The organism is Serratia sp. H402Y (assembly GCF_051172415.1).
In the GTDB taxonomy this organism is placed as follows: Bacteria; Pseudomonadota; Gammaproteobacteria; order Enterobacterales; family Enterobacteriaceae; genus Serratia; species Serratia ureilytica.
In genome coordinates this window covers 15,275-39,561 of the sequence record NZ_JBPIYZ010000002.1, presented here as the reverse complement: position 1 = coordinate 39,561, position 24,287 = coordinate 15,275, and the positions used below count along the sequence as shown (strand labels likewise).

The following is a 24,287-nucleotide window of genomic DNA, read 5'->3' as shown; positions in this document are numbered from 1 at the left end:
ATGCTTACGAGTTATTGTTTTTAGAAGCGGGAGGTCAATTTGATCCCGGACGTATCACAGGCGCTTTCTTGGTTGGAAGCCCATCCCCAGGCATTAAAAGGCATTCGTCGCGGCATCGAGCGTGAAACGCTGCGAGTCACGCCGAACGGCACCTTGGCGACCACCGGGCATCCGGAAAAGCTGGGGGCGGCATTGACGCACCACTGGATCACCACGGATTTCGCCGAGGCGCTGTTAGAGTTCATTACGCCGGTTGATGACAATATCGATCACTTGCTGACGTTCCTGCGCGATATTCATCGCTACGTGGCGCGCAACATTGGCGATGAGCGCATGTGGCCGCTCAGCATGCCGTGCTTTATCGAAGCCGAGCAGGACATCGAGCTGGCGCAGTTCGGTTCGTCGAACATCGGCCGCATGAAGACGCTGTACCGTGAAGGGCTGAAGAATCGCTATGGCGCGCTGATGCAGACCATTTCCGGCGTGCACTACAACTTCTCGCTGCCGTTGGAGTTTTGGCAGGCCTGGGCCGGCGTGCAGGACGCAGAAAGCGGTAAAGAGCAGATCTCGGCCGGTTATTTCCGCCTGATCCGCAACTATTACCGTTTCGGCTGGGTGATCCCGTATCTGTTCGGCGCATCGCCGGCCATTTGTTCTTCGTTCCTCAAAGGGCGCGAGACCACTCTGCCGTTCGAGCGCACCGAGCAGGGGATGTGCTACCTGCCGTACGCCACTTCGCTGCGCCTGAGCGACTTGGGTTATACCAATAAATCGCAGAGTAATCTGGGCATCACCTTCAACGATCTGCACAGCTATGTGGCCGGTTTGAAGCGGGCGATCGCCACGCCTTCCGAAGAGTTCGCCAAGCTGGGCGTGAAAGAGGGCGATCGCTACCTGCAGCTGAACAGCAACGTTCTGCAAATCGAGAATGAGCTGTATGCGCCGATCCGGCCAAAGCGCGTGACCCAAAGCGGCGAGACGCCGTCGGACGCGCTGCTGCGCGGCGGTATCGAATACATTGAAGTGCGTTCGCTGGACATCAACCCATTCTCGCCGATCGGCGTGGATGCGGTGCAGGCGCGTTTCCTGGATCTGTTCCTGGTGTGGTGCGCGCTGGCGGATGCACCGGAGATGAGCAGCGATGAGCTGCTGTGCACGCGCAAGAACTGGAACCGGGTGATCCTCGAAGGGCGCAAGCCGGGCCAGACCATCGGCATCGGCTGTGGCGCCAGCCATGAGCCGCTGGAGAAAGTCGGCAAGGCGCTGTTCGCCGATCTGCGTCGGGTGGCGGAAGTGCTGGACGGCGAAGCCGGCGATCGTCAATACCAGCAGGTGTGCGATGAGCTGGTCGCCGCGTTTGACGATCCTGAGCTGACCTTCTCCGCGCGCATTCTCAAGGCAATGAAGGCGGAAGGCACCGGGCGCGTCGGTTTGCAGCTGGCGGAGCAGTATCGCCAGACATTGCTGGAAGAACCGTTGGAAATCCTGAACGAAGCCGAGCTGGATAAAGAGCGGGAAGCCTCGTGGCAGCGTCAACGCGACATAGAAGCCAATGATACGCTAAGCTTTGAAGCGTTCCTGAAGCAAAACGGCGGAAGCTGAAAAAGAAAAAGGCCACATCAATGTGGCCAAATATGCATCTCTGATGACAGGGATGATGATAACAAATGCGCGTCTTTCACATACTCAGACTCGCAGGGTTGGAAAAGGTTTCCCGGTTAGGAAAAAAAGTTTCGAAATAAATGCTCTTTTACGAGGAGGTAGCGAAATGCCATTGCTGGATAGCTTTACCGTCGATCATACCCGTATGGCAGCTCCGGCTGTCCGCGTTGCAAAAACCATGAAAACGCCTCATGGCGATACCATCACGGTGTTTGATCTGCGCTTTTGCCGCCCGAACCTGGAAGTGATGCCCGAGCGCGGCATTCACACGCTGGAGCACCTGTTCGCCGGCTTTATGCGTGACCACCTGAACGGCCAGGGCGTGGAAATTATCGACATCTCCCCGATGGGCTGTCGCACCGGTTTCTACATGAGCCTGATCGGCGTGCCGGAAGAGCAGCGCGTTGCCGATGCCTGGAAAGCGGCGATGGCCGACGTGCTGAAAGTGACCGACCAGCGCAAGATCCCTGAGCTTAACGAGTACCAGTGCGGCACCTACCATATGCACTCGCTGGAAGAAGCGCAGGAAATCGCCAAGCACATTCTGGATCACGGCGTGGTGGTGAACCACAACGACGAGCTGGCGCTGCCGAAAGAGAAGCTGCAGGAACTGCATATCTAGTCGTGCGTGGCCCGCAAAATAAAAAAAGACGCGATTTCGCGTCTTTTTTACGTTCTGGCCGAGGGCTAATGATGGCCGACGCTGGACTGCAGCGAGGTGATCGGCGTGACCCGCACCTGTTTAATCATGTTGCCCTGCACGTCGAGGATGTCGATATCGTAATGACCGATGCGCACCCGGGTGCCGATTTCGGGGATCTCTTCCAGCTCTTCCAGCAGCATGCCGTTGACGGTACGGGCTTCATTGGCCGGCAAGGTCCAGTTGAAGGCCTTGTTCAGCTCGCGCACGTTGGCGGTGCCGTCGATCAAGACCGAACCGTCGCTCTGCGGCGTGACTTCTTCCGCCAGCGTGGGTGACATCGAGGTGGTGAAATCGCCCACGATCTCCTCGAGGATGTCTTCCACCGTGACCAGGCCCTGAATGTCGCCGTACTCGTCGACCACGATGCCGACCTTCTCTTTGTTGCGCTGGAATTTCACCAGCTGCACGTTGAGCGGCGTGCCTTCCGGAACGAAATAGATCTCATCGGCGGCGCGCAGCAGGTTCTCTTTGTTGAACTCTTTTTTCTCGGTCATCAGGCGGTAGGCTTCGCGCACGCGCAGCATGCCGATCGCATCGTCCAGCGAGCTGCGATACAGCACGATGCGGCCGTGCGGCGAGTGGGTCAGCTGGCGCATGATCGACTTCCAGTCGTCGTTGACGTCGATGCCGACGATCTCGGTGCGCGGCACCATGATGTCGTTGACCGTCACCTTTTCCAGATCCAGCACCGAGATCAGCATGTCCTGATTGCGGCGGGAGATCTGCGACTGGGATTCGCGCACGATGGTGCGCAGCTCATCCTTGCTGACGGCGTCGCTGATGCGCACGTTGGTGCGAATGCCGAACAGGCGCAAGGTCAGGCTGGTGATGCCGTTGAGCAGCCAGACCAGCGGGAACATCACCTTTTGCAACGGGGCCAGCAGGACGCTGCTGGGGAAGGCGATGCGTTCCGGATAGAGTGCGGCGAAGGTCTTCGGCAGCACTTCGGCGAACAGCAGCACGGCGAAAGTCAGTATGCCGGTCGCAATCGCCACGCCGAGATCGCCATACAGCCGCATGCCGACGATGGTCGCCAGCGCCGAAGCGAGGATGTTGACCAGGTTGTTGCCGATCAGCACCAGGCCGATCAGCCGATCCGGTTTTTGCAGCAGCTTCTCGACCCGACGCGCCGAGCGGTTGCCCTGTTTGGACAGGTGACGCAGGCGATAACGGTTGAGCGTCATCATGCCGGTTTCGGAGGCGGAGAAGTAAGCGGAGACCACGATCATGATCACCAGGATAATGATGAGGGTCCCCGTCGACACATGCTCCAATGCAGTATTCCTTATAGAGAGGGAGAATTGAGCCAGGCTGGCCTAGCGCACCATCACCTGCTGAATCAGACGGCTGCCGAAGTAGGCGAGCGTCAGCAGGAAGGCGCCGGCGAAGCTGAACCAGACGACGCGGCGGCCGCGCCAGCCCTCATGGTAGTGGCCCCACAACAGCACGATATACACGAACCAGGCCATGATCGACAGCACGGCTTTATGCACGTTCTCTTTGCTGAACAGATTATCCATGTACAGCAGGCCGGTGCACAGGGTGAGCGTCAGCAGCACCACGCCGATCTGGGTGATATGGAACATCTTGCGCTCAATGCTCATCAGCGGCGGCATGTCGGCGCTGAAGGTCAGCTTCTTGTTTTTCAACAGGTAGTCGAGCCAGGCGAGCTGCAAGGCATAGAGCGCGGCGATGATCAGGGTGGCGTAAGAGAACAGCGCCAGGCCGATATGCACCATCAGTTCCGGGCTGGCCTCCAGGTGAGTGATGAACTCGCCGGGCATAAAGCTGGCGAAGGCCAGGTTGATCATCGCGAAGCTGTAGACGATTGGCAGCAGGAACCAGCCGCGATCGCGCGAAGCGACGAAGGTCATCACCGAGCAGATGATCAGGCTGACGATGGAACCAATGTTCAGCAGGCTGAGATTCTGCCCGGCGCTGACGTCAAAGATGCGCTGCTGCAGCGCGATGGCGTGGCAAATCAGCGCCACCACCGCCGAGACGAGGGCAAGCCGACGGTATGCGCTATTCTTCCGCAACAAACTGGGAATGATCAGTCCAAGGCTGAGCAGGTAGGCCATCAAAGCCACAATGGAGAAAACTGGCATAGCGTTTAATTTTGCTTCGGCGTGGTTAATTGGAGTGTCAGTATAACGTTGCGCGCGTTTCACTCCAACCTATCTCCAACGCTGAGGCAGAGATCCTGCTCGCTTCGTGTTATCATCGGCGCAATTGTGTCGCCGGAGCGGCCTGTCATTACACGTTGAGCATGAGACGATGTTTGAAAATTTAACCGATCGATTGTCGCGCACGTTGCGCAATATCAGCGGCCGCGGGCGGCTGACCGAAGAAAATATCAAGGAAACCCTGCGTGAAGTGCGTATGGCATTGCTGGAAGCGGACGTTGCGCTGCCGGTGGTGCGCGACTTCATCAACCGCGTCAAAGAGAGCGCGGTTGGCCATGAAGTCAACAAGAGCCTGACGCCGGGGCAGGAATTCGTCAAGATCGTCAAGGGCGAGCTGATCGCCGCGATGGGCGAAGTCAACACCGAGCTGAATCTGGCGGCTCAGCCGCCGGCGGTGGTGCTGATGGCGGGCCTGCAGGGCGCCGGTAAAACCACCAGCGTTGGTAAGCTCGGCAAGTTCCTGAAAGAAAAACAGAAGAAGAAAGTGTTGGTGGTTTCCGCGGACGTTTATCGCCCGGCGGCGATCAAACAGCTGGAAACGCTGGCGGAAGGTGTCGGCATCGATTTCTTCCCGTCCGACGTCAAAGAAAAACCGATCGACATCGTCAACCGCGCGTTGCAGCAGGCCAAGCTGAAGTTCTATGACGTACTGATCGTCGATACCGCCGGCCGTCTGCACGTTGACGAAGCGATGATGGACGAGATCAAACAGGTGCACGCGGCCATCAAGCCGGTGGAAACCCTGTTCGTGGTCGACGCCATGACCGGCCAGGACGCCGCCAATACCGCCAAGGCGTTTAACGAAGCGCTGCCGCTGACCGGCGTGGTGCTGACCAAGGTCGACGGCGATGCGCGCGGCGGTGCGGCGTTGTCCATCCGCCACATCACCGGCAAGCCGATCAAGTTCCTCGGCGTCGGCGAGAAGACCGAAGCGCTGGAGCCGTTCTATCCGGATCGCGTGGCGTCACGCATCCTGGGCATGGGCGACGTGCTGTCGCTGATCGAAGATATCGAAAGCAAGGTCGACCGCGAGCAGGCGGAGAAACTGGCCAACAAGCTGAAGAAGGGCGACGGTTTCGATCTGACCGACTTCCTGGAGCAGCTCAAGCAGATGCGCAACATGGGCGGCATGGCCAATATGCTGAGCAAGCTGCCGGGCGCGGGCCAGCTGCCGGATAACGTCAAGTCGCAGATGGACGACAAAGTGTTGGTGCGCATGGAGGCGATCATCAACTCGATGACGCTGAAAGAGCGCGCCAAACCGGAAATCATCAAGGGCTCGCGCAAGCGCCGCATCGCGATGGGGGCCGGCATGCAGGTGCAGGACGTCAACCGCTTGCTGAAGCAGTTCGACGAAATGCAGCGTATGATGAAGAAGATGAAGAAAGGCGGTATGGCGAAGATGATGCGCGGCATGAAAGGTATGATGCCGCCGGGCTTCCCAGGCCGCTGACGGGCCTCCGCACGCCGAGTGCGGGCGCTTTCAGCATTCGCCGTTCGCGGTGAAAACCGCCCGAAATTTGACAGGCTGCAAAAGTTGTCCCCTGCGATCGACGCTTTAGATTGCTTTTTGCGCCAAAATGAGTAAAATTTTCGGGCTTTTTATATTGCAACCGGGCCCCGTCCCTCAATGGGGCCCGGCTGTTTTATTAACTAAAGAGGATGTTATGGTAACAATTCGTTTGGCACGTGGCGGCGCTAAAAAGCGTCCGTTCTATCAAGTAGTAGTGACCGACAGCCGCAACGCTCGTGATGGTCGTTTCATCGAGCGCGTAGGCTTCTTCAACCCGATCGCTTCCGGTCAGGCTGAAGCACTGCGTCTGGACCTGGACCGCATCGAGCACTGGGTTGGTCTGGGTGCAACCGTTTCTGATCGCGTTCACGCGCTGATCAAAGACGCTAAGAAAGCAGCTTAATCTGTCGCGGTGGTGGCAATGAGCAAGCAACTCAAACCGGTAGCGCCTAAGCAGCCGATTGTACTCGGTAAAATGGGGTCCGCTTACGGCATTCGTGGTTGGCTCAGAGTGTTTTCATCCACCGAGAACGCCGAAAGCATTTTTGACTATCAGCCGTGGTTTATCCAGCAGGCGGGTCAGTGGCAGCATATCGAGTTGGAAGACTGGAAGCGCCACAGTCAGGATCTGATCATCAAAGTCAAAGGCATTGACGATCGGGACGCGGCGAATCTGCTGACCAATCGCGAGATTATGGTGGATTCTGAGCAACTTCCTCCGCTGGAGGGTGACGATTACTACTGGAAAGACCTGATGGGCTGCCAGGTAGTCACCACCGCCGGCTACGAGCTGGGTAAAGTCATCGATATGATGGAAACCGGCTCGAACGATGTGATGGTTGTGAAAGCGAACCTGAAAGATGCGTTCGGCATGAAGGAGCGGTTGATTCCGTTTCTTCATGGGCAGGTTATCAAGAAAGTCGATCTCACTGCCCGCGTGATTGAGGCAGATTGGGATCCTGGTTTTTGACCCCCGGATCAAACGGTCGAAGCAAGTGGAATAACGGTAAGGGGATTGGCTTGTGTTCATCGGTATTGTAAGCCTGTTTCCTGAGATGTTCCGCGCTATCACCGATTACGGGGTGACTGGCCGGGCAGTAAAAAATGGCCTGCTGAGCGTGCAGTGTTGGAGTCCGCGCGACTTCACCTACGACCGGCATCGTACCGTGGACGATCGCCCTTACGGCGGCGGCCCGGGAATGCTGATGATGGTGCAGCCTTTACGGGAAGCCATTCATGCGGCGAAAGCAGCGGCAGGCGAGGGAGCAAAGGTGATTTATCTGTCACCTCAGGGGCGCAAGCTGGATCAAACCGGCGTGTGCGAACTGGCGGCCAATCAGAAGATGATTCTGGTGTGCGGCCGTTACGAAGGGATAGACGAGCGCGTAATCCAAACCGAAATTGACGAAGAATGGTCAATCGGCGATTACGTTCTCAGCGGCGGGGAACTGCCGGCGATGACCCTGATTGATTCAGTCGCCCGTTTCATACCGGGTGTGCTGGGCCATCAGGCCTCAGCGGAGGAAGACTCCTTCGCCGACGGATTGCTGGACTGCCCGCACTATACCCGCCCCGAGGTGTTGGAAGGAATGGAAGTACCGCCGGTTCTGCTGTCGGGCAACCATGCCGAGATACGTCGCTGGCGCTTAAAGCAGTCGCTGGGCCGAACCTGGCTTAGAAGACCTGAACTTCTAGAAAGCCTAGCTCTGACTGACGAGCAAGCGGTGTTGCTGGCTGAGTTCCAACGGGAACATCAGACCAGGCAACAGGACTATGAAGGAAACGTCTGACATCAGACGGGACCGATATATCAGTTTACCTAGGGTAAGAGACATATTATGAGCAACATTATTAAGCAACTTGAACAAGAGCAGATGAAACAAGACGTACCTGCATTCCGTCCGGGTGATTCCGTGGAAGTGAAGGTATGGGTCGTTGAAGGTAGCAAAAAACGTCTGCAGGCATTCGAGGGCGTGGTTATCGCTATCCGTAACCGCGGTCTGCACTCTGCATTCACTGTTCGTAAGATTTCCAACGGCGAAGGTGTTGAGCGCGTATTCCAGACTCACTCCCCAGTAATCGACAGCATTACTGTTAAACGTCGTGGTGCCGTTCGTAAAGCTAAACTGTACTACCTGCGTGAACGTACTGGTAAGGCTGCTCGTATCAAAGAGCGTCTGAACCGCGTTAACTAACGCTGCATCCAAAAGTTAATAGTTATCAGGGGTTGGCCTATGCCAACCCCTTTTTTTATCTGAAAATCCGGCTGCGTTGCATTTGCGAGATTTCGTCTGCGCGCCGCCAACATAATAAAGCCTGCATAAGCAGGCTTTTTGCATTACAGCGCCGCGGCGCTTTGTTTATGCTGACTCTCCGGCGGGTGAGGCTGCGCCGGGATAATGTCATCGCCAGGTTTGACGATCACCCGCGCGACGGACTCGTGCGTGGCAAACGTGCAGCTGCAATTGATGTTGCGGCATTGATGGTAACGCTCTTTGGTCGACTCGCTCAGATAGCGACTGGAGCGAGTGTGGGCCACGTGACCGCATAATGGACAGTGCATCATAGTTGAATCCCTCGTTCTGCTACATCAGGTTATATGACTTATAATAGCTCATTAACTCGCAAAAGCAAGATTAAGATGCAAATGAATTATCACTCCTCCGTGATTGCAAACTCCATGCGTTGAGTCAGTACATCTAATGCGAGGCTGGTGGAGAAACCTCGATCATTAAGCGTGTGAACGACTTGACTAATGATCCAAGGTTGTCTGTCGATAACCTCTTTGAATCCACTCAGGTGGATCGGCGTTTCTGGACTGAGATCAGGCCGGCCGACGGCGAGGTTTATGGAAAATTGCACATTCCCTTGCTGAATGTTTGCCCACCTCGCTTTTGCCGCACGCATTGCGCTTTCTTTGTTCGCGTAGAGCGTCGGCAGGGTAAAAACGTTATTGCTTTCACCTGCCAGATAGCTTGAAGCCGCATTTTCATCTGTGGTATTCCCTTCCTCACGTTGTACTGTCATCTGCTGTTGCCTGGCATGCTGAGTATCTTGCCATTTGGCAATAACGCCGGTGTAAGCGTTCCGATCGGCCACATTGAAGTAGTGCTGGTCGCCATCGCTGCGTTCCAAAGTCATTGACGGCAGAGGTTTGCCCGAGATGCTTAGACCGGAACCTGGGACCAGAAACAGCAGGCGTTCATTTTTAATGGCGGCGACGGCACCATTCATGGTCGCCAGCCGGGTAAGAAAGGCGACATCCGTTTCCTGAGACTGATCGATATGCGTGATTTTGATCTCTGCCAGTCCTGCCGCCAGCGTATGCCCCATCCGGTTACGGTTGGCCACTTCGTTGACGATGTCACCAAGGGTGCGATCGTGATAGGAATGATCTCGCGCCACGTTCATCGAGTTTCGAAAGTCGACGCTGCGGGCCCGAATGACGAGTTTATCCGGTGCGCCACGATGTTCGATTTCATCAACGATAAACTTGCCTTTGTCGATCAAGGCTTGTCCTTTCCAGCCGAGCTTCACGGTGAGCGTTTGGCCGCGTTTGGGCATGGCGATTTGCCCATCCGCATCGTCGAGCTCAAGATCCAATCGATCCGCGGTAAAACCGCGATTATCGGTTAACGTCAATGAGAGCAGACGGTGGCGGAAAGCCTCCGTGATGTCCGCTTGCTGTAAAAACAGGGCATAGTCTGGCGCAATGAGCGCGCCAATAGGGACGGGGGTTTGCGTGATCACGGCAGCATCTCCCCGAGCCGCGCCGCAGCCTGACCTGCTTTATCGGCAAGGTCAGAGGCTTGTTGGCGCAGATCGCCGAACATGGCGATCAGCGATTCATCAACGCGCATCAGATTGATCGTAAACTCTATCTGTCGCGCGCTGCCGTTCGAGAAAAGCTGGGTTTTCGTGTCGACTATGCTTTCAATGACATACATCCCATGAATAGTTCCATTGCCCTCGATCAGCGGCCAGGCTCTGCCTTGGGCAGCCATGAGCTGAAGCGCCATCAATGATAATGTCCCTCCGGTTACTTCCGGTACCAAGACTCCCGTCAGCGTTATTTTCTCATTGTCTACTCCCAGAAACTGCGCGGCAGGGCGCTGGCCGATGCGCGGCAGGGTCGGCCAGCGGTAATTGGCGCTGCGTTGCATGCTTTGATAAGGCACGGTTTTCAACATAAAAACGAACATGCCGAGGGTCAGCATCATCATATTTCTCCTATTCGCGAGATTAACTCATCCGACTGCGGGCGTTTGCCGCTTGGCGATGAGCAAGCAATTCAAATTGCCGCGCGACTTCGCGGCCGATGTCTTGTTCATTCTGACCGGCGCCGGCAGTGATGTTGATAGTGACCGACGGAACCTGGATTTGGGTTACCGGCGAACCTGCTACCGGTGAGGCTGGCATTACAGGCGCGCTGAGCGACAGTAAAGCCGCCGACATGGCGGCCGTATGGCGGCGGCCGGTCACTTGAACGGGGCCGCTGACCAACTCAGGACCGTTTTCACCTACAATGCCGAATTGTCCGGCAGGAATGTCTCCCCCGCGATCGAACTTGCCGGCAAACCAGGCGCTGCCGTTTTCGGCATTGCCAGAGGTGCCGCTCTTATCGCCAAATTGCATCCAGTCGGGAAGATATTCGGTCAATGAAGTCAGTTGTTTTATCCAGCCATCAATGGTGTCTGAAATGTAATTCTTCAGCGCCTCACACCCTGCCGATATCTGCTCCCAAAGGTGGCTAAAGAAGGGGCCGACCTTGTCCCAGTTTTCAATCAGGGTGAAAGCGGCAAGCGCAACCAGGCCGACAATGGCCAGCAGCGGGTTGGCCATCGCTATACGCCCCAGCCACATCATGGCTTGCCCGGCCTTTAGGATCGCGCCGCTGATAATAGAGAACCCTGAGAGTACCTGGGTGGCGACCAGGCTGACGCCGCTGAGGCCGCCGAGCAATAACGTGAGCCCACCGGCGACCTGCAGCAAGGTGCCGGCTAACGCCGGATTATTGGTTATCCAGGTATTCAGTTTTACCAGCCACTCTGTCGCCGTTTGGGTCAGTTCCCGCAGGGCTGCGTTTTGGCCGGTAAACAAGTTGATTCTCAGGCTATCCCATGAGGCAAAAAGCTTTTGGATATCACCCTCTATATTGTCGCCTTTGACGGTGACCAAGTGCTGCGCTGAGCCGGCAACCTGGTTGGCCTGGAGTTTTTCTCTGCCCAAAGGCGCAATCTGTTGCGCCGCACTGAAGATATCGGCACCTGTTGTGGCTTTACTTTTCATGGCTGCACCAACGGCCCGAACATCCATGCCATATTGATTGCTGGCCAGCGCCAATACATCGGCAATACGATCGAATTGATCGGGGCCCAGATTGAAGCTGCGCTGCATTTCCGTCATCGTTGCGGCGGTTTCGTTGACGCTGCTGCCCGTCGCGGCGGAGAGTGTCAGTGCGGCGGGCGAAGCCGTTAAAATTTCCTTGGCATTCAACCCTTGTTTTGCCAGCGCTGTTTGCGCTTGTAGGGCTTGATCCGGGGTATAACCGGATTGGCTCATACCGCGAGCCTGCTGCTCGAGAGCCGTGAGCTGCGGATCGGACTTGCCCAGATTCAGCTGTGCCCGCAGTTGAGAAAGCTGTTTTTCAAATTCGATTCCCGGCGCCAGCAGGTTAGCTCCCCCTATGGCGGCACTTTTGGCGACAGAAAAGCCTGCGCTGCTGGTGTTGCGTAATTTTTCCAGCTTGTCGAGGCGCGCTTGATTGCCTGCCTGTGCGGATCGGTAGCGCTCCTGCGCTATCGATTGCCGTTGTTCTTTTAGGGTAACGATAGCGGCGCCGGCATTAATTCTGCCGTCACGCAGATTTTTGCGCTCATTGCCGAGCGATTGTAGATTAATCCCTTGCTGGGTAAGATGATGGCGCTGGCTTTTATCGATTGCGGCGAGGAGATCACGTTTCTTTTCCAGGGCATTTATCGTCTCCGCGACCTGCGCAATCTCTTTGTTCATAAATCGGGAACGCTGGCTTGGCTCGCGATCTTTCGTCAGCATTGCCAGCGCGGCGGATTTTTTGCGCGACGCTGCCAGCAACTTATTGGTCTCAGCCAGCGACTGGTTCGTCTTTTGGAAAGCGTCGATGTCATTTTCCTGCCGGCGCAGATGTTTGACTTTTTTCTCTGCTCGTTGGATATCCTGTCCCAGACTGTTGTACAGGTTTTTATCCCCGGAGGGCCTGCGCAACTGCCTCATCAGTTCTTTGCTCTGCTTGGCTATCGCTTGAAGCCCGATGACAATCTCGTTTTGTGACTCCAGCTCCTGTCTGCTGTTACTCATCTGTTTTTACTCCACTACGTTGCAGCGCTCTGTGGCGCCAGCCGATCAGCTCCGCCAGCGTCATGCCGTTCATTTCTGACGGCGGCCAGTGGAAAATCACCGCGATATCCGCCATCAGGTCATCTACTGTCAGAGTAGGATCGACCGTTACTCGGCCGATGTCGGCGACAAAAAACCGATCACCTGGCCGGCCAGCGCAATCAGGTCAGGCAGTTCCAAACGGGCACACTCTTCCTTGGTCAGGTTCGGGTAGGTGACCCGAGGCAGAATAGTGATCAACGCATCGACATCGGCGTTGGCCAGCGCGGCCAGACCGATGCCGCGCAGGCTGCCGGCATTCGGCTTGGTCACTTGCACGCGAGTGATTTCGCTATCGCCACGTTTAATCGGAGTATTCAGGACGACGGTGTTTTCCTGGGATGCATTCAGTTCCATGGGGTATCCAGTTTTCAGTCGGAAAAAGGGGGCCAGCGCGGGGCTGGCCGTTTGAGGTGAAAAATTACAGGCCGATGGCGCGGCGGTGCGCTGCCAGCAGATCTACGCCGTCGACTTTTTCGATCATGTTGACGGTATCGATCTCGATCAGCTCTTTGCCGTCGATGCTCAACTTGAAGTAAGTGCAGTCGGTGGAAACTTTGGTTTCGGTATCTTCACCCTGCTTGAAGTCGCCGCTGTCGATCTCTTTATGACGGCCGCGCATCACCACTTCGAGCGCAGAGACGTCGCCGGTATCGTCGCGTTGGAAAGAGCCGGTAAAGCGCAGCGGTACCGCATCGACGCGGCCCCATTGCTTGAGCACCAGTTCGTCAATGCCGCCCATGATCCATTCCACCACCAGCGCATCGTCGTCCAGGCCGAAGTCCACCGAGGCTGCGCCGCTCATGCCGCCGCCGCGGAATTTTTCCAGCTTGCGTGTCAGTTTCGGCAGCGTCATTGAGGAAACCACGCCCATATAGTTGAAGCCGTCGTTAAACAGGTTCAGGTATTTCAGTTTTTTTGGCAGTGCCATGCTTCAGTCTCCTTAGCTGTTCACGGATGCGGCGAAGTTCGCCAGGTAGCGATCGGTAATGCGCTGACGCAGAGTCAGATCCTCCAGAGGCGGTACCGGGGTGTAGTCGTAATCGATAAACAGCTTGCCGGCCTTCAGGGTCTCTTTGTCGTTGGCGCTTTCGTCATACCAGCAGTCACCGTCGATGATCAGACCGGCGGATTTCAGTTCGCGGAACTTGGCCTTGATGCCGTCGATCATGTCGCGGATCAGCGTCGGGGTAAGCGGACGGTCAACCGCCCACAGATGAGCTTCGGCCAAGGTGTCGGCCAATACCTGCGCGGTGCGGGTATAGTTTTCAAACTGGAACAGCGGCTCGTCGGAGCAGGTGCGAGATCCCCAGAACTTGAAGCCATCTTTGCGGATCAGGGTGGTGACGCAACCTTCATTCAGCAGATCGGCGTCGGTGCCTGCGGTTTGCAGATCCCAAAATACGCTGGCCGAGATACCGCTCACACCGTTGACGCCGACGTTGGATAAGGTTTTATGCCAGCCGGTCTCCTGGTCGATCTTGGCACGCAGCCCCAGTGCACGAGCGGTGGCGAAGGCGATGTCGCTGCTGTTGGTGGTGGTATTCCAGTTGATGAAGTCCGGCCAAATCAGCATCAGTTCGCGCTGGCTGAAGTTGGCGCGATATTTGATGGCGTCGGACACGGTTTTACAGCCGTAAGCGCTGATATAGCCGAAAGCGCGCAGCTGCTGGCAGATGCCGGCCAACGCGGTCGCCACTTCCTGATTATCATGGCCCGGTACGCCCAGAATGCGCGGTTTCACGCCCAGCTCGGCCTGAGCGGCCAGCAGCGCTTTCATGCCGGTGTACTTACCGTTTTCATCGGCGCCACCGATGATATTGGACGTGGTTTCGGCCTCGTCTTTCCCTTCCGCCACGCGTACCACGACGGTTACCGGCTTAGTCTGCTCGGCGATCGCCAGCAGCGAACGCGCCAGCGTCCCTTTTTTACCTGCTTTGCCGCTGGCGGCCAGGACGTCGGTAATCAGCACCGGGGTGTTGAGAGGAAACAGGGTTGCATCGGCATCTTCTGCGGTACAAACCATGCCGACAATGGCCGTCGAGACGGTGGAAATTACGCGGGTGCCTTCGTTGATTTCGAGGACACGCACGCCGTGGTGATAGTCACCCATAGCATTACTCCGTTTGTGGTTGGTGATGACAGCATGCCTGTTGGGAGGTGGCGCCGCATCTCATTCGGGGTGTGGGGTAACTGGTACAACAGCAGGAAAAATAAAGAAAAAAAACGCCCCAGGCGGGGCGTTGAACGACGTTATTGCGGCGGTTGCGGCCAGTCGATATCCGGGGCCGCTTCGGGATCGACCCGATTAAGCAATACGCGGTAGGTTTTCCAGCGGGTCAGCAGCCGCAGTTCCTCTTCGCTCGCCATTCCCAGATCAGTAGCGTCGTTAAGCGTTTCTATCTGCAGTGAACTTTGCTTAATCAACTCTTGTTTTTTATTGGCGGCCTGTTGCCGTAGCTCCTGAGTTGAATACGATCTTGGTATGATGTTTTCTCCATCAAAAATCCAGCGGCCGTTGATATCAGCGCCTTCTGGCAAGTTTTCGACCTCCGCCACACTCATATTTTCTGGGAAAAATCCGGAAACGTCATAATGGCCTTCGGCATTCGGTTTCGCGGTGATTGAACGAATGATCCCGTCCTTGTCATACATCAGTTTTACCGTCTCAGGACGGAAGCTTTTTTGACATTCATACCAGTCTTCCCCGGTATCGGATTTTAAAAACAAAACACCGTGCGAGGCGGCCAGCTGTTTCTGTTCTACCGTTTCCGGCGCGGCGAGGGTAAAGTTCTTCATGTTATTCATCATTATACGCTCCAGACGGTAACCCAATTGCCACCAATGTGTTTTTGCAGCGGACGACGGAAAATTACGTCGATGTATTCATCCACGTTGTTGTTTGCTGCGCCGGTCAGGACATAACCCGCGCTATCCGAATAGCCGGGGCCTCGCCAGGTAGCGATACTTTCCACATTACCCAGGCGAACATCGCGCACAAAGTTGTGATTGAGATAGTTGCTTAAATAGCCTCCCCAAATGCCGCCGTTAATATTGCCGTCTGTTTGATAAGCGGCTCCTGCAGCAAATAAGGTGCCGTTCGCGCGGAGTTCACCGTTATTACGGAAGCTGAACCAGCCATCGGCCCCGCCGTTGGCAACATGGATACCGAACTCATGGTGGCTCCCGACCTTCTCATAGTGGTAAAGATCGACGAGCAGATTACCTTGCCCCTGTAGACGCATACCGTTTGTTTGGCGATTGCCGTCGGGATGAGTAAGATTTCCTTGTTTAGTAATAAAATCAGAACTATAAAAAGCGGCCATACCGTTGATATTGGCCTTTCCGCCTATCCAGGCATCACCCGTCGCGCTCAGCTTGCCATTGACGTAATATTCATTGCCGTGAAAGGCTAAGGTGCCTTTGTTGTCATTGATGAGTCTGACATCGAAGTCACCGTTGCTATTGCCGTAATGAAAATCCAGATAGGGGGTGGTACCGAGCAGCTCGACACCTGCTTTGGTGGTCAACGCTCCGGCGATGGTCACGCTGCCATTTACGGCTAAAGAGGGTGTAGTGAGTCCGGATTTACTCTCAATCGCTCCATTGACCGTTAAAGCGCCGGTAATGGTATCGCCACTCTGTTTGACGAACTTCCCGTCGGCTTCCGCCTTGTTGTAGGCACCGACGTCTGTGGCCGTCGGTTTAAAACCTGTTGTGTAAATGCGATACCAGTTCAGCGGCTTGTCAGGGGTCGTGGACATGCCGATGTAAGATGAGCCATTCGATTGTATCGCCAGATAACCGCTGGCAGGGCCGCCGTCACACGGCAGGTTCAAGACGCCATAAACACCGCCGCCCGGCGCATTTTTCGATGCACCCGTAACCCGATAGATTTCGCCACGGTTGCTCAGAGCGTCTTCGCGATGTATCGGGCCTCCCCCCAAACCGAACGCGCCCACCTCCATCAGGTTGGTTTTTTGCGCGCCGACGTTGCGTGTGGCAGCAGTACCCAGCTCCAGGTTGCCGCGCGCGACGGACTTGTTTGGCAGGTCTTTCAGGTTCGCCGCGATTTTCAGCGAGGCATCGTTAACGGCTTTGACGGCTTTTGGGGTAGCGGCCAGCGTTTCACTAACGCTATTGCTGTCGTTGCTCAATTGAGTGAAACCCTTTGCCAGCAAGGTGGCGTCAGGATGATTGCGCGAGCGGGCATGTTCGGCAATGGCTGCACTCAGCGTATCGCGCGAGACCAGTAAGGCGGTCTTGTCTGCGACGATCGTCGCATTGGCGTCGCCTTTTACCAGAAGCACCATGCGCACGACCTGGGTGCGGCCGGCACCTTCGGTCAACTGCGGCTTGTAGGTATCGGGCGTATTGGCGAGCGCCACCAGCACGCCGTTTTTGTCATACAGCCCCAGCTCGCGGATCCACCAACCGCCAACGTCCTCCGGGATCACTTGTTCGGCGATCACTTGGTTGCTGTTGCCGGTATCTATCTGCAGTGAATTCAGCTCGGCGCGCCGTTTTTCGTTCACCAGCTTGGTCTGGCTTTCATCGGGCTGCGTTGGCGAACCGCCGCCGTCGCCGACCGCCATATGCGTAATTTCCAGCTTTTGGCCGGTTGCTGCAGCGTTAGCCAGCAGCGCTTTGCCCTGTTCGGTGAGCAGGGCGCGGTATTTTGCTGTCATGGTGTGGTTCTCTTCTGTTTGCCGGCCGGGTAGGTAAGGCCGTTTTTATACATCACATACAGACTCAATCCGCGCAGGATCTCGCCTGACCAAAAGCCGAAGAACATGCCGTTATCGGTGCCGAGACGCGGCGCGGGCGACCAGCCGCCGTCCATCACGTCACCGGTGGAGAGGTAATGTCTTTGTAATTCCGTAACGCATTGTTCGATAAAGTGTTCGAGGCCCTCAATTTCACTGCCGGCCATTCTTGCCAGCACCGCGCCAGCCAGCCACAGGCCGCACATGTGGCCGGTAAAATCCTGTGCATCGGGCTGCGGCAGGCTGGCCATCGGGAAATCGGTCGGCGTGACACCGCCGGCGTCATTGGTAAAATCAATCAGCCAGCGCAGCCAGTTTTCGACATATTCCACCAGCTTGAGCGGTGGCGTTTTGCTCGCCTGCTGTAACTCGAGCCAGGCGCGCGCGGCACCGAAGAAGGCGCGTGGCTGATAGCCGGACCAGGCCGTGCCGTCACCCCAGTGATACATGGTCCAGGTATCCGCCGGACCGTAACTCAGATTGTCCCAACGGTTCCAGATATAGGCCGATGCGCTGGGGCCCAGCACGCCGAATTGCTGCTGATACCACTGCTGCGACTGCCACAGAAACTCGACCATGTTGTTGAGCATCACCCCGTCGGGATCGGCGGCGGCGTGCACGAAAATGAACGGGTACTGGTAGCCCGGATAAGGCATGCCGTGCCAACCATCGAACTGTTGGCTGTCCGCCTGATAAATGTTGGAGAACGGCATGACGCCCGGCGTACAGAACAGGCCGTCGCGGCGGTGATTCAGGAGGGTGCAGTCTCCCAACAGCGCGGTGTAGGGGTGTGCCGCCTGGAACGTGATGCGATAGCGGATCGTGTAGCCGTCATCGGCGTTGAGCGTCGGTGGAATGTCGTTCAGTACGTAGTAGCTGAACGTGGCGTCCGGTACATTTCCGTCTTGCAGAATGGTTACTTGCTTGACGCGGCTGAAGCGAGGTGCGGCCGGTTTGGGCTCGACATCCTGATGGTCCGGCTGATAGCCGCTCAGCGTAGCCGCTTGCGGGGCGAAATTTGCGATTTGCCATTTGCCGCCGGTGGCGGGCAGCATCCAATACCAGCGCCATTTGTCATCATCTTCGAGCCGCAGGTTGAAGTCGGCGTCCGCGCGATAGACCAACTGCGTAACGGGGAAACTTTCCTCTGCGGTCAACCAGGCGCCGATCACCATGCCGGCGTCGTCATTGGGGAAACGGGCTTGGATCACCGTCGCGCTGCGGCTGTCGTAAACCTGTTCCTCAAATTGGCTGGCGATCGCGCAACCGCCGTAGTCGGTCACTGCGCGCAGATCGGCCAGCAGATAGTCGCTGCCGTCTTCTTTCGTCAGCGCCGCCAGGCTGCTGAGCGCGATGTCGTAAGTTTTTATCTGAGGTTGGAGCGACTGCGGCAGGCCGATGCCCCATTCCGTGGTGCTCGCCGCGTTTTTTTCCGGTGCTATAGACAGCTGTATTTTGCAGGAGATCGGCTGATTCTGATCGTCGACGCCGCCAAAGCAGGTGCGGATTTTTGACTGGCGATTAATGCGGAACCAGATTGCCTGTTGTTCCAGCGATTGTTGCGATGCTATCTCTTTGCGAATGGTGATCATGCCTTCGGCGCTGCGGCCGTAGCTTACCGGCGCACCGGAAGGGTATGACCAATCGTAGGAGATGCCGTCGGTAAACGGCGTATTGGCGCTGCGGCTCTGGCGAAAGAACTTATCCTGCGCATCAATATCGGTATATTCCATCGCGGTGAATTCAACGCTTTTCCAGGCGTTGAAATAGCGCTGCTCGCCGGTGATGCTGTGTAGCAGATAGCAGGCGTCGGCAAACCACAGCTCGGCATCGGCCGCGTTACCCATGGCGTTGTGCGGGACCGGCACATGCAGCGGACGGTTATGCTGTACCTGATTGCGTTCGATTAACACGCCGCCGTGTTCGACCGGTTGGCGATTGGCGAAATTCAGCTTGTGATTGCCGCCGAGCGTGGCGTCTTTTAATTGCACCGTACCGATTTGTTCAGCGGGCAGCCCTTTGGCCAGGATCTCGCCGTCGGCGCCGATCTGGTAACCCTGCCAATTGATGATCCAGTCCACGTCATAGCGTGTACCGTCGTTATTCCAGTCGATTTCACCGGCAGCATTGAGCGCGCGCACCTGGGCGTTGACGGCATCCCAGGCCAGCGCGCCGTCGAAGGCGAAAGTAGCGATATCGAGATATTCACCCCAGTAGGGCGCGCCGTGAGGGATCTGCGTACGGCCCTTGTTGAACGTTAGCGGAATACCTTTGAAACCGCTATGCGTCGGATCCCTCGTATCGACCGGCCAATTGGCGGGCACTGGCTCTTTGGCGTTGACGATCCAGTTGGCGATCCAGCGTTGAGGGCTGTCAGGGATCGGCGCACCGTCGTAAAAGTAGGTCACATAGGCGTCAAAACAGGCGATGGCCTGATCCAAATATTTTTGTTCTCCGGTCGCCAGATACGCATGGGCATAGCCAAGGATCTGCAGAGCCTGTCCTTCGGTGGTGGCGTCGTTCGGCAGCCCCGCCATGCGCGACAGCTCGCGTTCATGACGGGAATCGGCCAAAACATGTTCGTCGTTGAACACGAAGTGTTGCTGAGTCGAGTCCAGCGTGGTGCCGGTATTGCGTTGCAAGAATTGGTAATGTCCCTCCAGCATTTGCAGGGCGAGACTGGCATAGTCGGGGTACACGGTAGTAAGCTCTCCATCATATTGACCGCCGGCGACGTCGATTGCGCCAGCGGCTTCGAGGTTCAGCGCCAGGCCTGTCAGATGGCGGCTGACCGGCTTGGCATCGGCGATCATCCGCTCCATTTCCAGATACATCTCTTCGGTGATACCGTTCTCCAACACGCCGATATCCAGCGTGAAGGTGCCGGGCTCACCGTTGGTTTCCCACCACTCGCGCAGTTTGATCAGGTAACCCAACGGTTCCACCACACGGCGAATAGCGCCGATGGTGCCCTTGTGACGGTGGATGAAGAAAGCGGCGGCTACGACGCTGCGTTTGGCATCTTCCGTCCAGGTTTCATCCCAATGATCGACCGAGAAGGCCCAGGCCAGGTACGGCAGCAGATTGACCGGACAGGTGGCTGGATCCCACAGATCGCGCAGCGGCACCGGCATGGCGGCCAGTTCGGCACAGGCGGCCGCAGCCGCGACCTCCAGCGGGGAAGAGCCGACCGGCAGCAGACGGTTACTCATCGGAGCCTCCCACCGTCAGACGATAAGAAGCGCAATGTGACGCCTGGGTTTTGTCCAATACGATGTCGGCCTGCGGGGTCTTCAATTCAACGCGTTGCACCCCTTCGGCATGCAGTGCGGCGTAGATTGCCGACAAGCGAATGTCACGGCCTAAACGGTGCTGGGCGCTGATGTAATTTTTCAGTTTGGCTTCGGCAGCGCGACGTACCGGTTCTGCTTCAGGGCCAGGGTAGAGGTACAGTACGGCATCGATGTTGTAGCTGATGATGTTGGCAGAGCGGACGGTGACGCGATCGGCCACCGGGCGCACATCTTCATCGTTCAACGCTTTATCGACGATCGCCACCAGTTCGGCGCTTGCGGTACCGTCTCCTTCGCGTGACAGTACGGAAATCAGCACGTTGGCCGGACTCGGACTTATTGCGGAAACGTCGGCGACCCGGCCATCGGCGGAACGACCGTGATACTCGTAAGAGCCACTGGATCCAGCCACGCTTAAGCCTTCGAATGCCTGCTGGATGCGCACGCGGAAATCGCTATCCGATTCCATGACCGCCGGCAAGGGCGGGATGACGCTGTCATCCGGCTGTTGCACCACCAGGCGTCGCACCTGGAAGTTTGCGCCCAGTTGGTCGAGGTCGCTGCCGCTGGCATAACCCAGCATCACGGCCTTTGCGGCTTCATTCACGCGCTGGCGTAACAGCAGTTCGCGGTAAGCATTTTCTTGCAACAGTTTGACGATCGGCTCCGATTCCAGCGCCAATGTGCGGGCGATGGCTTCGCGCTGCTCTTCCGGGTAAAGGGAAATCAGCGTGGCCTTGCGATCGGCCAGCAGCGATTCGTAATCGAGAGGATCCACCACCGTCGGGGCGGGTAATAAACTCAGGTCAATGGTTGCCATGGTGTCAGCTCACTGAAATAGAAAGAGAAAAGGCATCCGGCGTATCTGTGCGGTTGCCGGTAATGTCGACCACCATTTTTCCGTCAAAGGTGGTGTTGCAACTGATACCCGTCAACCGAATGCGTGGTTCCCACTGCAGCAGTGCGCTGTAGCAGGCCGCCATCATTTGCAATCGCAGAACGTCGTTTTGCGGCTGATCCAGCAACTCGGACAGCAACGAACCGTAGCTGCGGCGCATGACGCGTGAGCCGATAGGCGTAATCAGGATGTCGCTCACCGACTGGCGAATGTGCTCGAGATCGGCGATTGCGCGGCCGTTGCCGCGATTCATGCCAAGAAATTTCGCGTTGTTCATGCTGGTTTGTCCGTTTGGCCTCCGCCGTTTTGCACTCCACCGTGGGTGTGGGTATGCACCACAATGCCGTTAGAGCTGATGCTGCCACCGGTGTGATTGAGATCGCCGGTCATCGAGCCGCCCTGATGGATGGCGATGGTGCCGGTAGTGAGTTGCTGGGTACACTCCACTTCGGGAGCGTCCAGCGTAATTTTTCCGCTGGCGATACAGGTGATGTTTGGCGCCGTCAGAGTGATCCGCTCGGCGGCTTCAATGGTGGCGCTTTTTATGCCGGCGGCCTTAAGCGCCCCGGTAGCCGGCTCGTATTCGAGCACTGCACCGTCAGGAAAAGCGATATGCGCCGCCTGTGCTGAGGCCGACGGTGCGGGGTGAGCATCGGAAAATACGCCGGGCAACACGAAAGCGGTTTCAAGTTCCCCGCCAAGTGACAGCACCAAGACCTGTTCACCAATGCTGGGTGCCCACCAGCTGCGTGCGTCGCCGGCCCGTCCGGTCAGCCAGTTGAGCCAGTCGGTAAGATTGCCGCCGGTGGCGACCCGGCAGCGCCCGCGTTCCAGGTCGAGCTCGCTGACGGTCCCGATCCGTATCAGGTTGCGCACCAGGCGCTGAATATCGAAGTTGTCTGTGTTCATGTCTCAAGAATGCCGCTGGATGAAAAGGGGGACAACGCGACGGCGTTTGGCTGCCGCCGGCACAACCGAAGCTGCCTGTAGGGCGCTACGGCTGACCAAATTCGCTGAGTAACTCTCCGTGCAAATAAACCTGGGTGAAGCGAACGACGTTCTCCGGTTCGGGAGGTTCAGCCAGCGGGGTGATATGCAATGCGCCATCGCGCAGTTCCACCCGGATGCGTTCGGTGAGTTGCAGCTGCAATATCAACTGGTTCGGCGTGTCTATATCCCTCTGAAACGAAAAATCATTTTTACGCTTGTCCGGATTGGCAAGAAGGTCTGGTTGGTGGCTGCGCAGCCAGGCCAGTACGGCGACCATGACCCGGTCGTCGTCAGCTGACGGCCCATCCAGCGCCAGATTGAGCTGATAGCGATATTCGAAGGACAGCGAGGGGGCGAGCGTTGAGATCACGCGGCCGTTAGCAATGCCAAGGCGCAATCGTTCGGGGTTTTGCTGCAATACGGGAATGGCATTGAACAGTGCTGCACGGAGCTGTTCGGGTTTTAACATGATGTATCTCCTGAAAAAGGAAGCGGTTTGAGTGGGCGTTTGTTGAAAAACGATCAGCGTGAGATGCCGCTCAGACATAGCGCACGTTCGGCCGTGCGGCGGCGCTCCAGTCCTTTGTTTTTGACGCCGTTGACATAAATCCAACGAGGCAGTTGATCGCAAGCCGCCTGCCACTGACGACGTTTGACAAAGGTGGCCAGCGTTGAATTGCAGGCGGCGTTGACGCCGACGTTGAAAGCGAAAGCGCTGACGGCGTCGTAAACCGGCTGCGGCATCTTGACATCCATACAGCGCGCGAGGCCGCGCTCTACGGCGCGTACATCGTCGATCAAATGGGCGGCCGCCTGGCGTTCGTTGATGACGGCGCCCGGCTTCACGCCGGCGGTGTGGCCGATGCCGTTGGTCCAGACGCCGGCACTGCATTGGTAGGGTGAAAGCCGGCAGCCTTCGAAATCGGCGATCAGGCGCAAACCTTGCTCAGAGGTTTTCAGCGTATTGAACTGAGGCAGCAGGGCAGCGAGGGTTAAAATAGCCGCCACGCTGCAGCGTTTAGCGAGTGAGCTCATCGTAGACTCCGCGTTTCAGGCCGTTTTTTTTTAGCGATTTCAGCAACTGGTAGCTTTTACGCCGGTAGTACCAATTCACTGCAAAGGTACCGACGCCGACTGCGGCGCCGACCAGGATGGCAATGTCCTGTGCAGAGTGGCTCCCTAACCAGGCCAGGCAAGCCGCGACGAAATAGGCAAGGGTTGAAGTGAGTTTCTCCATCGCTTAATCCCACAATTTGACGGTTTCTCGTTGGGCCGCCGCAGGCAGGTCCGGCAATTCCACCGGTTGACCGTGCGGCAGCAGGGGGCCGAGATCGGCCAGGCCACGGTTAGCCAGATAGACTTGTTCCACCTGGCGTAGCGTGCTGCCGTAGTAGCGCCAGCAAATCGCATCAATGGTGTCACCTTGTTGTGCATAAATTTTCATCATTACCATCCTGCGATAGCGTTGGGAGAGAGGGCTGTGGCCCCGGATATCTTCAGTTTCGCGCGCGTAGGAGGGAGGGGCAACGCAAGGGGGTTGTGGATGAGATGGCACAACTGAGACGCAAAAGTGCCGCCGGCAGCAATAAAAACCCCGCCGGCGGCGGGGGGATGAAAAACGTTTGGCTGGAGGGATTAGCAGGGGGGTTGTTCGTCAGCGGGATAAAATATTTCTTGATAATCATTGTTCGGCAGCACCTGACTGGCCAAATCGGAGATCAGCGACATGGCGATCAGAAACTCGGAGGCACTGCATTGCGCAGCCTGTGAAACATCGGCGATGAATTGGATGCGGGACAGTGTTACTTGTTGTTTATCCATAATTTCCACTGTTTTTGCCCTCTCTTGATTATACTGTGTAT

27 protein-coding genes and 1 pseudogene are annotated in these 24,287 nt (G+C 56.8%); 7 read left to right on the top strand and 21 right to left on the bottom strand.

Annotation, left to right across the window (positions count from 1 at the left end):
- The first annotated feature begins 39 nt into the window (after positions 1-39).
- Together gshA and luxS are read left to right on the top strand one after the other, a co-directional pair.
- The gene (gene gshA / locus ACSBQS_RS14170; protein ID WP_047025226.1) at positions 40-1,602 is read left to right on the top strand and encodes a glutamate--cysteine ligase; all 1,563 of its coding nucleotides are present in this window, start codon (positions 40-42) and stop codon (positions 1,600-1,602) included.
- 166 nt (positions 1,603-1,768) lie between these two features.
- Positions 1,769-2,284 (top strand): S-ribosylhomocysteine lyase, encoded by a 516-nt coding sequence (gene luxS / locus ACSBQS_RS14165; protein WP_033641910.1) that lies wholly within the window; start codon positions 1,769-1,771, stop codon positions 2,282-2,284.
- Positions 2,285-2,349: 65 nt separating this feature from the next.
- On the opposite strand, the gene ACSBQS_RS14160 is transcribed toward luxS, so the two are convergent.
- Together ACSBQS_RS14160 and ACSBQS_RS14155 are read right to left on the bottom strand one after the other, a co-directional pair.
- Positions 2,350-3,639, bottom strand: a complete 1,290-nt coding sequence (locus tag ACSBQS_RS14160; RefSeq protein WP_016929024.1) for an HlyC/CorC family transporter — start codon at positions 3,637-3,639, stop codon at positions 2,350-2,352.
- Positions 3,640-3,681: 42 nt separating this feature from the next.
- Positions 3,682-4,473 (bottom strand): cytochrome C assembly family protein, encoded by a 792-nt coding sequence (locus ACSBQS_RS14155; RefSeq protein ID WP_004932506.1) that lies wholly within the window; start codon positions 4,471-4,473, stop codon positions 3,682-3,684.
- Between the two features lie 169 nt (positions 4,474-4,642).
- Here ACSBQS_RS14155 and ffh point away from each other — a divergent pair, with 169 nt between their 5' ends.
- The 5 genes from ffh to rplS all read left to right on the top strand — a co-directional run bounded on the left by ffh (position 4,643) and on the right by rplS (position 8,259).
- Complete coding sequence (ffh, locus tag ACSBQS_RS14150) at positions 4,643-6,004, top strand: signal recognition particle protein (protein ID WP_004932504.1); 1,362 nt, start codon at positions 4,643-4,645, stop codon at positions 6,002-6,004.
- 214 nt (positions 6,005-6,218) lie between these two features.
- Positions 6,219-6,467 (top strand): 30S ribosomal protein S16, encoded by a 249-nt coding sequence (rpsP, locus tag ACSBQS_RS14145; protein WP_004932501.1) that lies wholly within the window; start codon positions 6,219-6,221, stop codon positions 6,465-6,467.
- Between the two features lie 18 nt (positions 6,468-6,485).
- On the top strand, positions 6,486-7,034 hold the full coding sequence (gene rimM / locus ACSBQS_RS14140) for a ribosome maturation factor RimM (protein WP_019455135.1): 549 nt from the start codon (positions 6,486-6,488) through the stop codon (positions 7,032-7,034).
- Positions 7,035-7,086: 52 nt separating this feature from the next.
- Positions 7,087-7,854, top strand: a complete 768-nt coding sequence (trmD, locus tag ACSBQS_RS14135) for a tRNA (guanosine(37)-N1)-methyltransferase TrmD (RefSeq protein ID WP_033641911.1) — start codon at positions 7,087-7,089, stop codon at positions 7,852-7,854.
- Positions 7,855-7,902: 48 nt separating this feature from the next.
- Positions 7,903-8,259 carry a 50S ribosomal protein L19 gene (gene rplS, locus ACSBQS_RS14130; protein WP_015376707.1) on the top strand — a complete coding sequence of 119 codons (357 nt, stop codon included), beginning with the start codon at positions 7,903-7,905 and terminating at the stop codon, positions 8,257-8,259.
- Between the two features lie 143 nt (positions 8,260-8,402).
- On the opposite strand, the gene ACSBQS_RS14125 is transcribed toward rplS, so the two are convergent.
- The 19 genes and pseudogenes from ACSBQS_RS14125 to ACSBQS_RS14035 all read right to left on the bottom strand — a co-directional run bounded on the left by ACSBQS_RS14125 (position 8,403) and on the right by ACSBQS_RS14035 (position 24,255).
- Positions 8,403-8,630: an ogr/Delta-like zinc finger family protein gene (locus ACSBQS_RS14125; protein WP_025301639.1), complete on the bottom strand. Its 228-nt coding sequence runs from the start codon at positions 8,628-8,630 to the stop codon at positions 8,403-8,405.
- An 89-nt stretch (positions 8,631-8,719) separates the two neighbouring features.
- The gene (locus ACSBQS_RS14120) at positions 8,720-9,814 is read right to left on the bottom strand and encodes a phage late control D family protein (RefSeq protein WP_434990936.1); all 1,095 of its coding nucleotides are present in this window, start codon (positions 9,812-9,814) and stop codon (positions 8,720-8,722) included.
- Positions 9,811-10,284, bottom strand: a complete 474-nt coding sequence (locus tag ACSBQS_RS14115; protein WP_033641914.1) for a phage tail protein — start codon at positions 10,282-10,284, stop codon at positions 9,811-9,813. The genes ACSBQS_RS14120 and ACSBQS_RS14115 overlap by 4 nt, the downstream gene beginning before the upstream one ends.
- A gap of 22 nt (positions 10,285-10,306) precedes the next feature.
- The gene (locus tag ACSBQS_RS14110; protein WP_089196597.1) at positions 10,307-12,400 is read right to left on the bottom strand and encodes a phage tail tape measure protein; all 2,094 of its coding nucleotides are present in this window, start codon (positions 12,398-12,400) and stop codon (positions 10,307-10,309) included.
- Positions 12,393-12,515, bottom strand: a complete 123-nt coding sequence (locus ACSBQS_RS14105; protein WP_033641916.1) for a GpE family phage tail protein — start codon at positions 12,513-12,515, stop codon at positions 12,393-12,395. Before ACSBQS_RS14105 ends, ACSBQS_RS14110 begins: the two co-directional genes overlap by 8 nt.
- Before the next feature lie 32 nt (positions 12,516-12,547).
- Positions 12,548-12,835 carry a phage tail assembly protein gene (locus tag ACSBQS_RS14100; RefSeq protein WP_033641917.1) on the bottom strand — a complete coding sequence of 96 codons (288 nt, stop codon included), beginning with the start codon at positions 12,833-12,835 and terminating at the stop codon, positions 12,548-12,550.
- Between the two features lie 64 nt (positions 12,836-12,899).
- Positions 12,900-13,409: a phage major tail tube protein gene (locus ACSBQS_RS14095; protein ID WP_197666570.1), complete on the bottom strand. Its 510-nt coding sequence runs from the start codon at positions 13,407-13,409 to the stop codon at positions 12,900-12,902.
- A 12-nt stretch (positions 13,410-13,421) separates the two neighbouring features.
- Complete coding sequence (locus tag ACSBQS_RS14090; RefSeq protein ID WP_033641920.1) at positions 13,422-14,591, bottom strand: phage tail sheath protein; 1,170 nt, start codon at positions 14,589-14,591, stop codon at positions 13,422-13,424.
- Between the two features lie 140 nt (positions 14,592-14,731).
- Positions 14,732-15,289, bottom strand: coding sequence for a tail fiber assembly protein (locus tag ACSBQS_RS14085; protein WP_197666569.1), 558 nt, complete (start codon positions 15,287-15,289; stop codon positions 14,732-14,734).
- Positions 15,289-17,166 carry a phage tail protein gene (locus ACSBQS_RS14080; protein ID WP_197666568.1) on the bottom strand — a complete coding sequence of 626 codons (1,878 nt, stop codon included), beginning with the start codon at positions 17,164-17,166 and terminating at the stop codon, positions 15,289-15,291. The genes ACSBQS_RS14085 and ACSBQS_RS14080 overlap by 1 nt, the downstream gene beginning before the upstream one ends.
- A gap of 2,768 nt (positions 17,167-19,934) precedes the next feature.
- A pseudogene (locus tag ACSBQS_RS14075) lies at positions 19,935-20,456 on the bottom strand (phage tail protein I); the annotation flags it as partial.
- The gene (locus ACSBQS_RS14070; RefSeq protein ID WP_033641923.1) at positions 20,449-21,357 is read right to left on the bottom strand and encodes a baseplate assembly protein; all 909 of its coding nucleotides are present in this window, start codon (positions 21,355-21,357) and stop codon (positions 20,449-20,451) included. The pseudogene ACSBQS_RS14075 and the gene ACSBQS_RS14070, both read right to left, overlap by 8 nt.
- A gap of 4 nt (positions 21,358-21,361) precedes the next feature.
- Positions 21,362-21,712 carry a GPW/gp25 family protein gene (locus ACSBQS_RS14065; protein ID WP_033641924.1) on the bottom strand — a complete coding sequence of 117 codons (351 nt, stop codon included), beginning with the start codon at positions 21,710-21,712 and terminating at the stop codon, positions 21,362-21,364.
- On the bottom strand, positions 21,709-22,344 hold the full coding sequence (locus ACSBQS_RS14060) for a phage baseplate assembly protein V (RefSeq protein WP_434990932.1): 636 nt from the start codon (positions 22,342-22,344) through the stop codon (positions 21,709-21,711). Before ACSBQS_RS14060 ends, ACSBQS_RS14065 begins: the two co-directional genes overlap by 4 nt.
- Positions 22,345-22,429: 85 nt before the next feature.
- Positions 22,430-22,894: a phage tail protein gene (locus ACSBQS_RS14055; protein WP_046688263.1), complete on the bottom strand. Its 465-nt coding sequence runs from the start codon at positions 22,892-22,894 to the stop codon at positions 22,430-22,432.
- Positions 22,895-22,947: 53 nt separating this feature from the next.
- A complete protein-coding gene (locus ACSBQS_RS14050) occupies positions 22,948-23,460 on the bottom strand; it encodes a lysozyme (RefSeq protein ID WP_033641927.1) in 513 nt (170 codons plus the stop codon).
- Complete coding sequence (locus ACSBQS_RS14045; protein ID WP_033641928.1) at positions 23,444-23,662, bottom strand: HP1 family phage holin; 219 nt, start codon at positions 23,660-23,662, stop codon at positions 23,444-23,446. Before ACSBQS_RS14045 ends, ACSBQS_RS14050 begins: the two co-directional genes overlap by 17 nt.
- 3 nt (positions 23,663-23,665) lie before the next feature.
- A complete protein-coding gene (locus ACSBQS_RS14040; RefSeq protein WP_147839180.1) occupies positions 23,666-23,869 on the bottom strand; it encodes a tail protein X in 204 nt (67 codons plus the stop codon).
- Between the two features lie 191 nt (positions 23,870-24,060).
- Complete coding sequence (locus ACSBQS_RS14035) at positions 24,061-24,255, bottom strand: hypothetical protein (RefSeq protein ID WP_047025231.1); 195 nt, start codon at positions 24,253-24,255, stop codon at positions 24,061-24,063.
- Between the last annotated feature and the right edge of the window lie 32 nt (positions 24,256-24,287).

Excerpts from the sequence above, each read along its gene's own strand:
- luxS (WP_033641910.1), top strand. The coding sequence starts at position 1,769 with ATGCCATTGCTGGATAGCTTTACCGTCGATCATACCCGTATGGCAGCT.
- ACSBQS_RS14155 (WP_004932506.1), bottom strand. The coding sequence starts at position 4,473 with ATGCCAGTTTTCTCCATTGTGGCTTTGATGGCCTACCTGCTCAGCCTT.
- ffh (WP_004932504.1), top strand. The coding sequence starts at position 4,643 with ATGTTTGAAAATTTAACCGATCGATTGTCGCGCACGTTGCGCAATATC.
- rpsP (WP_004932501.1), top strand. The coding sequence starts at position 6,219 with ATGGTAACAATTCGTTTGGCACGTGGCGGCGCTAAAAAGCGTCCGTTC.
- rimM (WP_019455135.1), top strand. The coding sequence starts at position 6,486 with ATGAGCAAGCAACTCAAACCGGTAGCGCCTAAGCAGCCGATTGTACTC.
- rplS (WP_015376707.1), top strand. The coding sequence starts at position 7,903 with ATGAGCAACATTATTAAGCAACTTGAACAAGAGCAGATGAAACAAGAC.
- ACSBQS_RS14125 (WP_025301639.1), bottom strand. The coding sequence starts at position 8,630 with ATGATGCACTGTCCATTATGCGGTCACGTGGCCCACACTCGCTCCAGT.
- ACSBQS_RS14115 (WP_033641914.1), bottom strand. The coding sequence starts at position 10,284 with ATGATGCTGACCCTCGGCATGTTCGTTTTTATGTTGAAAACCGTGCCT.
- ACSBQS_RS14110 (WP_089196597.1), bottom strand. The coding sequence starts at position 12,400 with ATGAGTAACAGCAGACAGGAGCTGGAGTCACAAAACGAGATTGTCATC.
- ACSBQS_RS14105 (WP_033641916.1), bottom strand. The coding sequence starts at position 12,515 with ATGGCGGATATCGCGGTGATTTTCCACTGGCCGCCGTCAGAAATGAAC.
- ACSBQS_RS14100 (WP_033641917.1), bottom strand. The coding sequence starts at position 12,835 with ATGGAACTGAATGCATCCCAGGAAAACACCGTCGTCCTGAATACTCCG.
- ACSBQS_RS14095 (WP_197666570.1), bottom strand. The coding sequence starts at position 13,409 with ATGGCACTGCCAAAAAAACTGAAATACCTGAACCTGTTTAACGACGGC.
- ACSBQS_RS14090 (WP_033641920.1), bottom strand. The coding sequence starts at position 14,591 with ATGGGTGACTATCACCACGGCGTGCGTGTCCTCGAAATCAACGAAGGC.
- ACSBQS_RS14085 (WP_197666569.1), bottom strand. The coding sequence starts at position 15,289 with ATGATGAATAACATGAAGAACTTTACCCTCGCCGCGCCGGAAACGGTA.
- ACSBQS_RS14080 (WP_197666568.1), bottom strand. The coding sequence starts at position 17,166 with ATGACAGCAAAATACCGCGCCCTGCTCACCGAACAGGGCAAAGCGCTG.
- ACSBQS_RS14070 (WP_033641923.1), bottom strand. The coding sequence starts at position 21,357 with ATGGCAACCATTGACCTGAGTTTATTACCCGCCCCGACGGTGGTGGAT.
- ACSBQS_RS14065 (WP_033641924.1), bottom strand. The coding sequence starts at position 21,712 with ATGAACAACGCGAAATTTCTTGGCATGAATCGCGGCAACGGCCGCGCA.
- ACSBQS_RS14060 (WP_434990932.1), bottom strand. The coding sequence starts at position 22,344 with ATGAACACAGACAACTTCGATATTCAGCGCCTGGTGCGCAACCTGATA.
- ACSBQS_RS14055 (WP_046688263.1), bottom strand. The coding sequence starts at position 22,894 with ATGTTAAAACCCGAACAGCTCCGTGCAGCACTGTTCAATGCCATTCCC.
- ACSBQS_RS14050 (WP_033641927.1), bottom strand. The coding sequence starts at position 23,460 with ATGAGCTCACTCGCTAAACGCTGCAGCGTGGCGGCTATTTTAACCCTC.
- ACSBQS_RS14045 (WP_033641928.1), bottom strand. The coding sequence starts at position 23,662 with ATGGAGAAACTCACTTCAACCCTTGCCTATTTCGTCGCGGCTTGCCTG.
- ACSBQS_RS14040 (WP_147839180.1), bottom strand. The coding sequence starts at position 23,869 with ATGAAAATTTATGCACAACAAGGTGACACCATTGATGCGATTTGCTGG.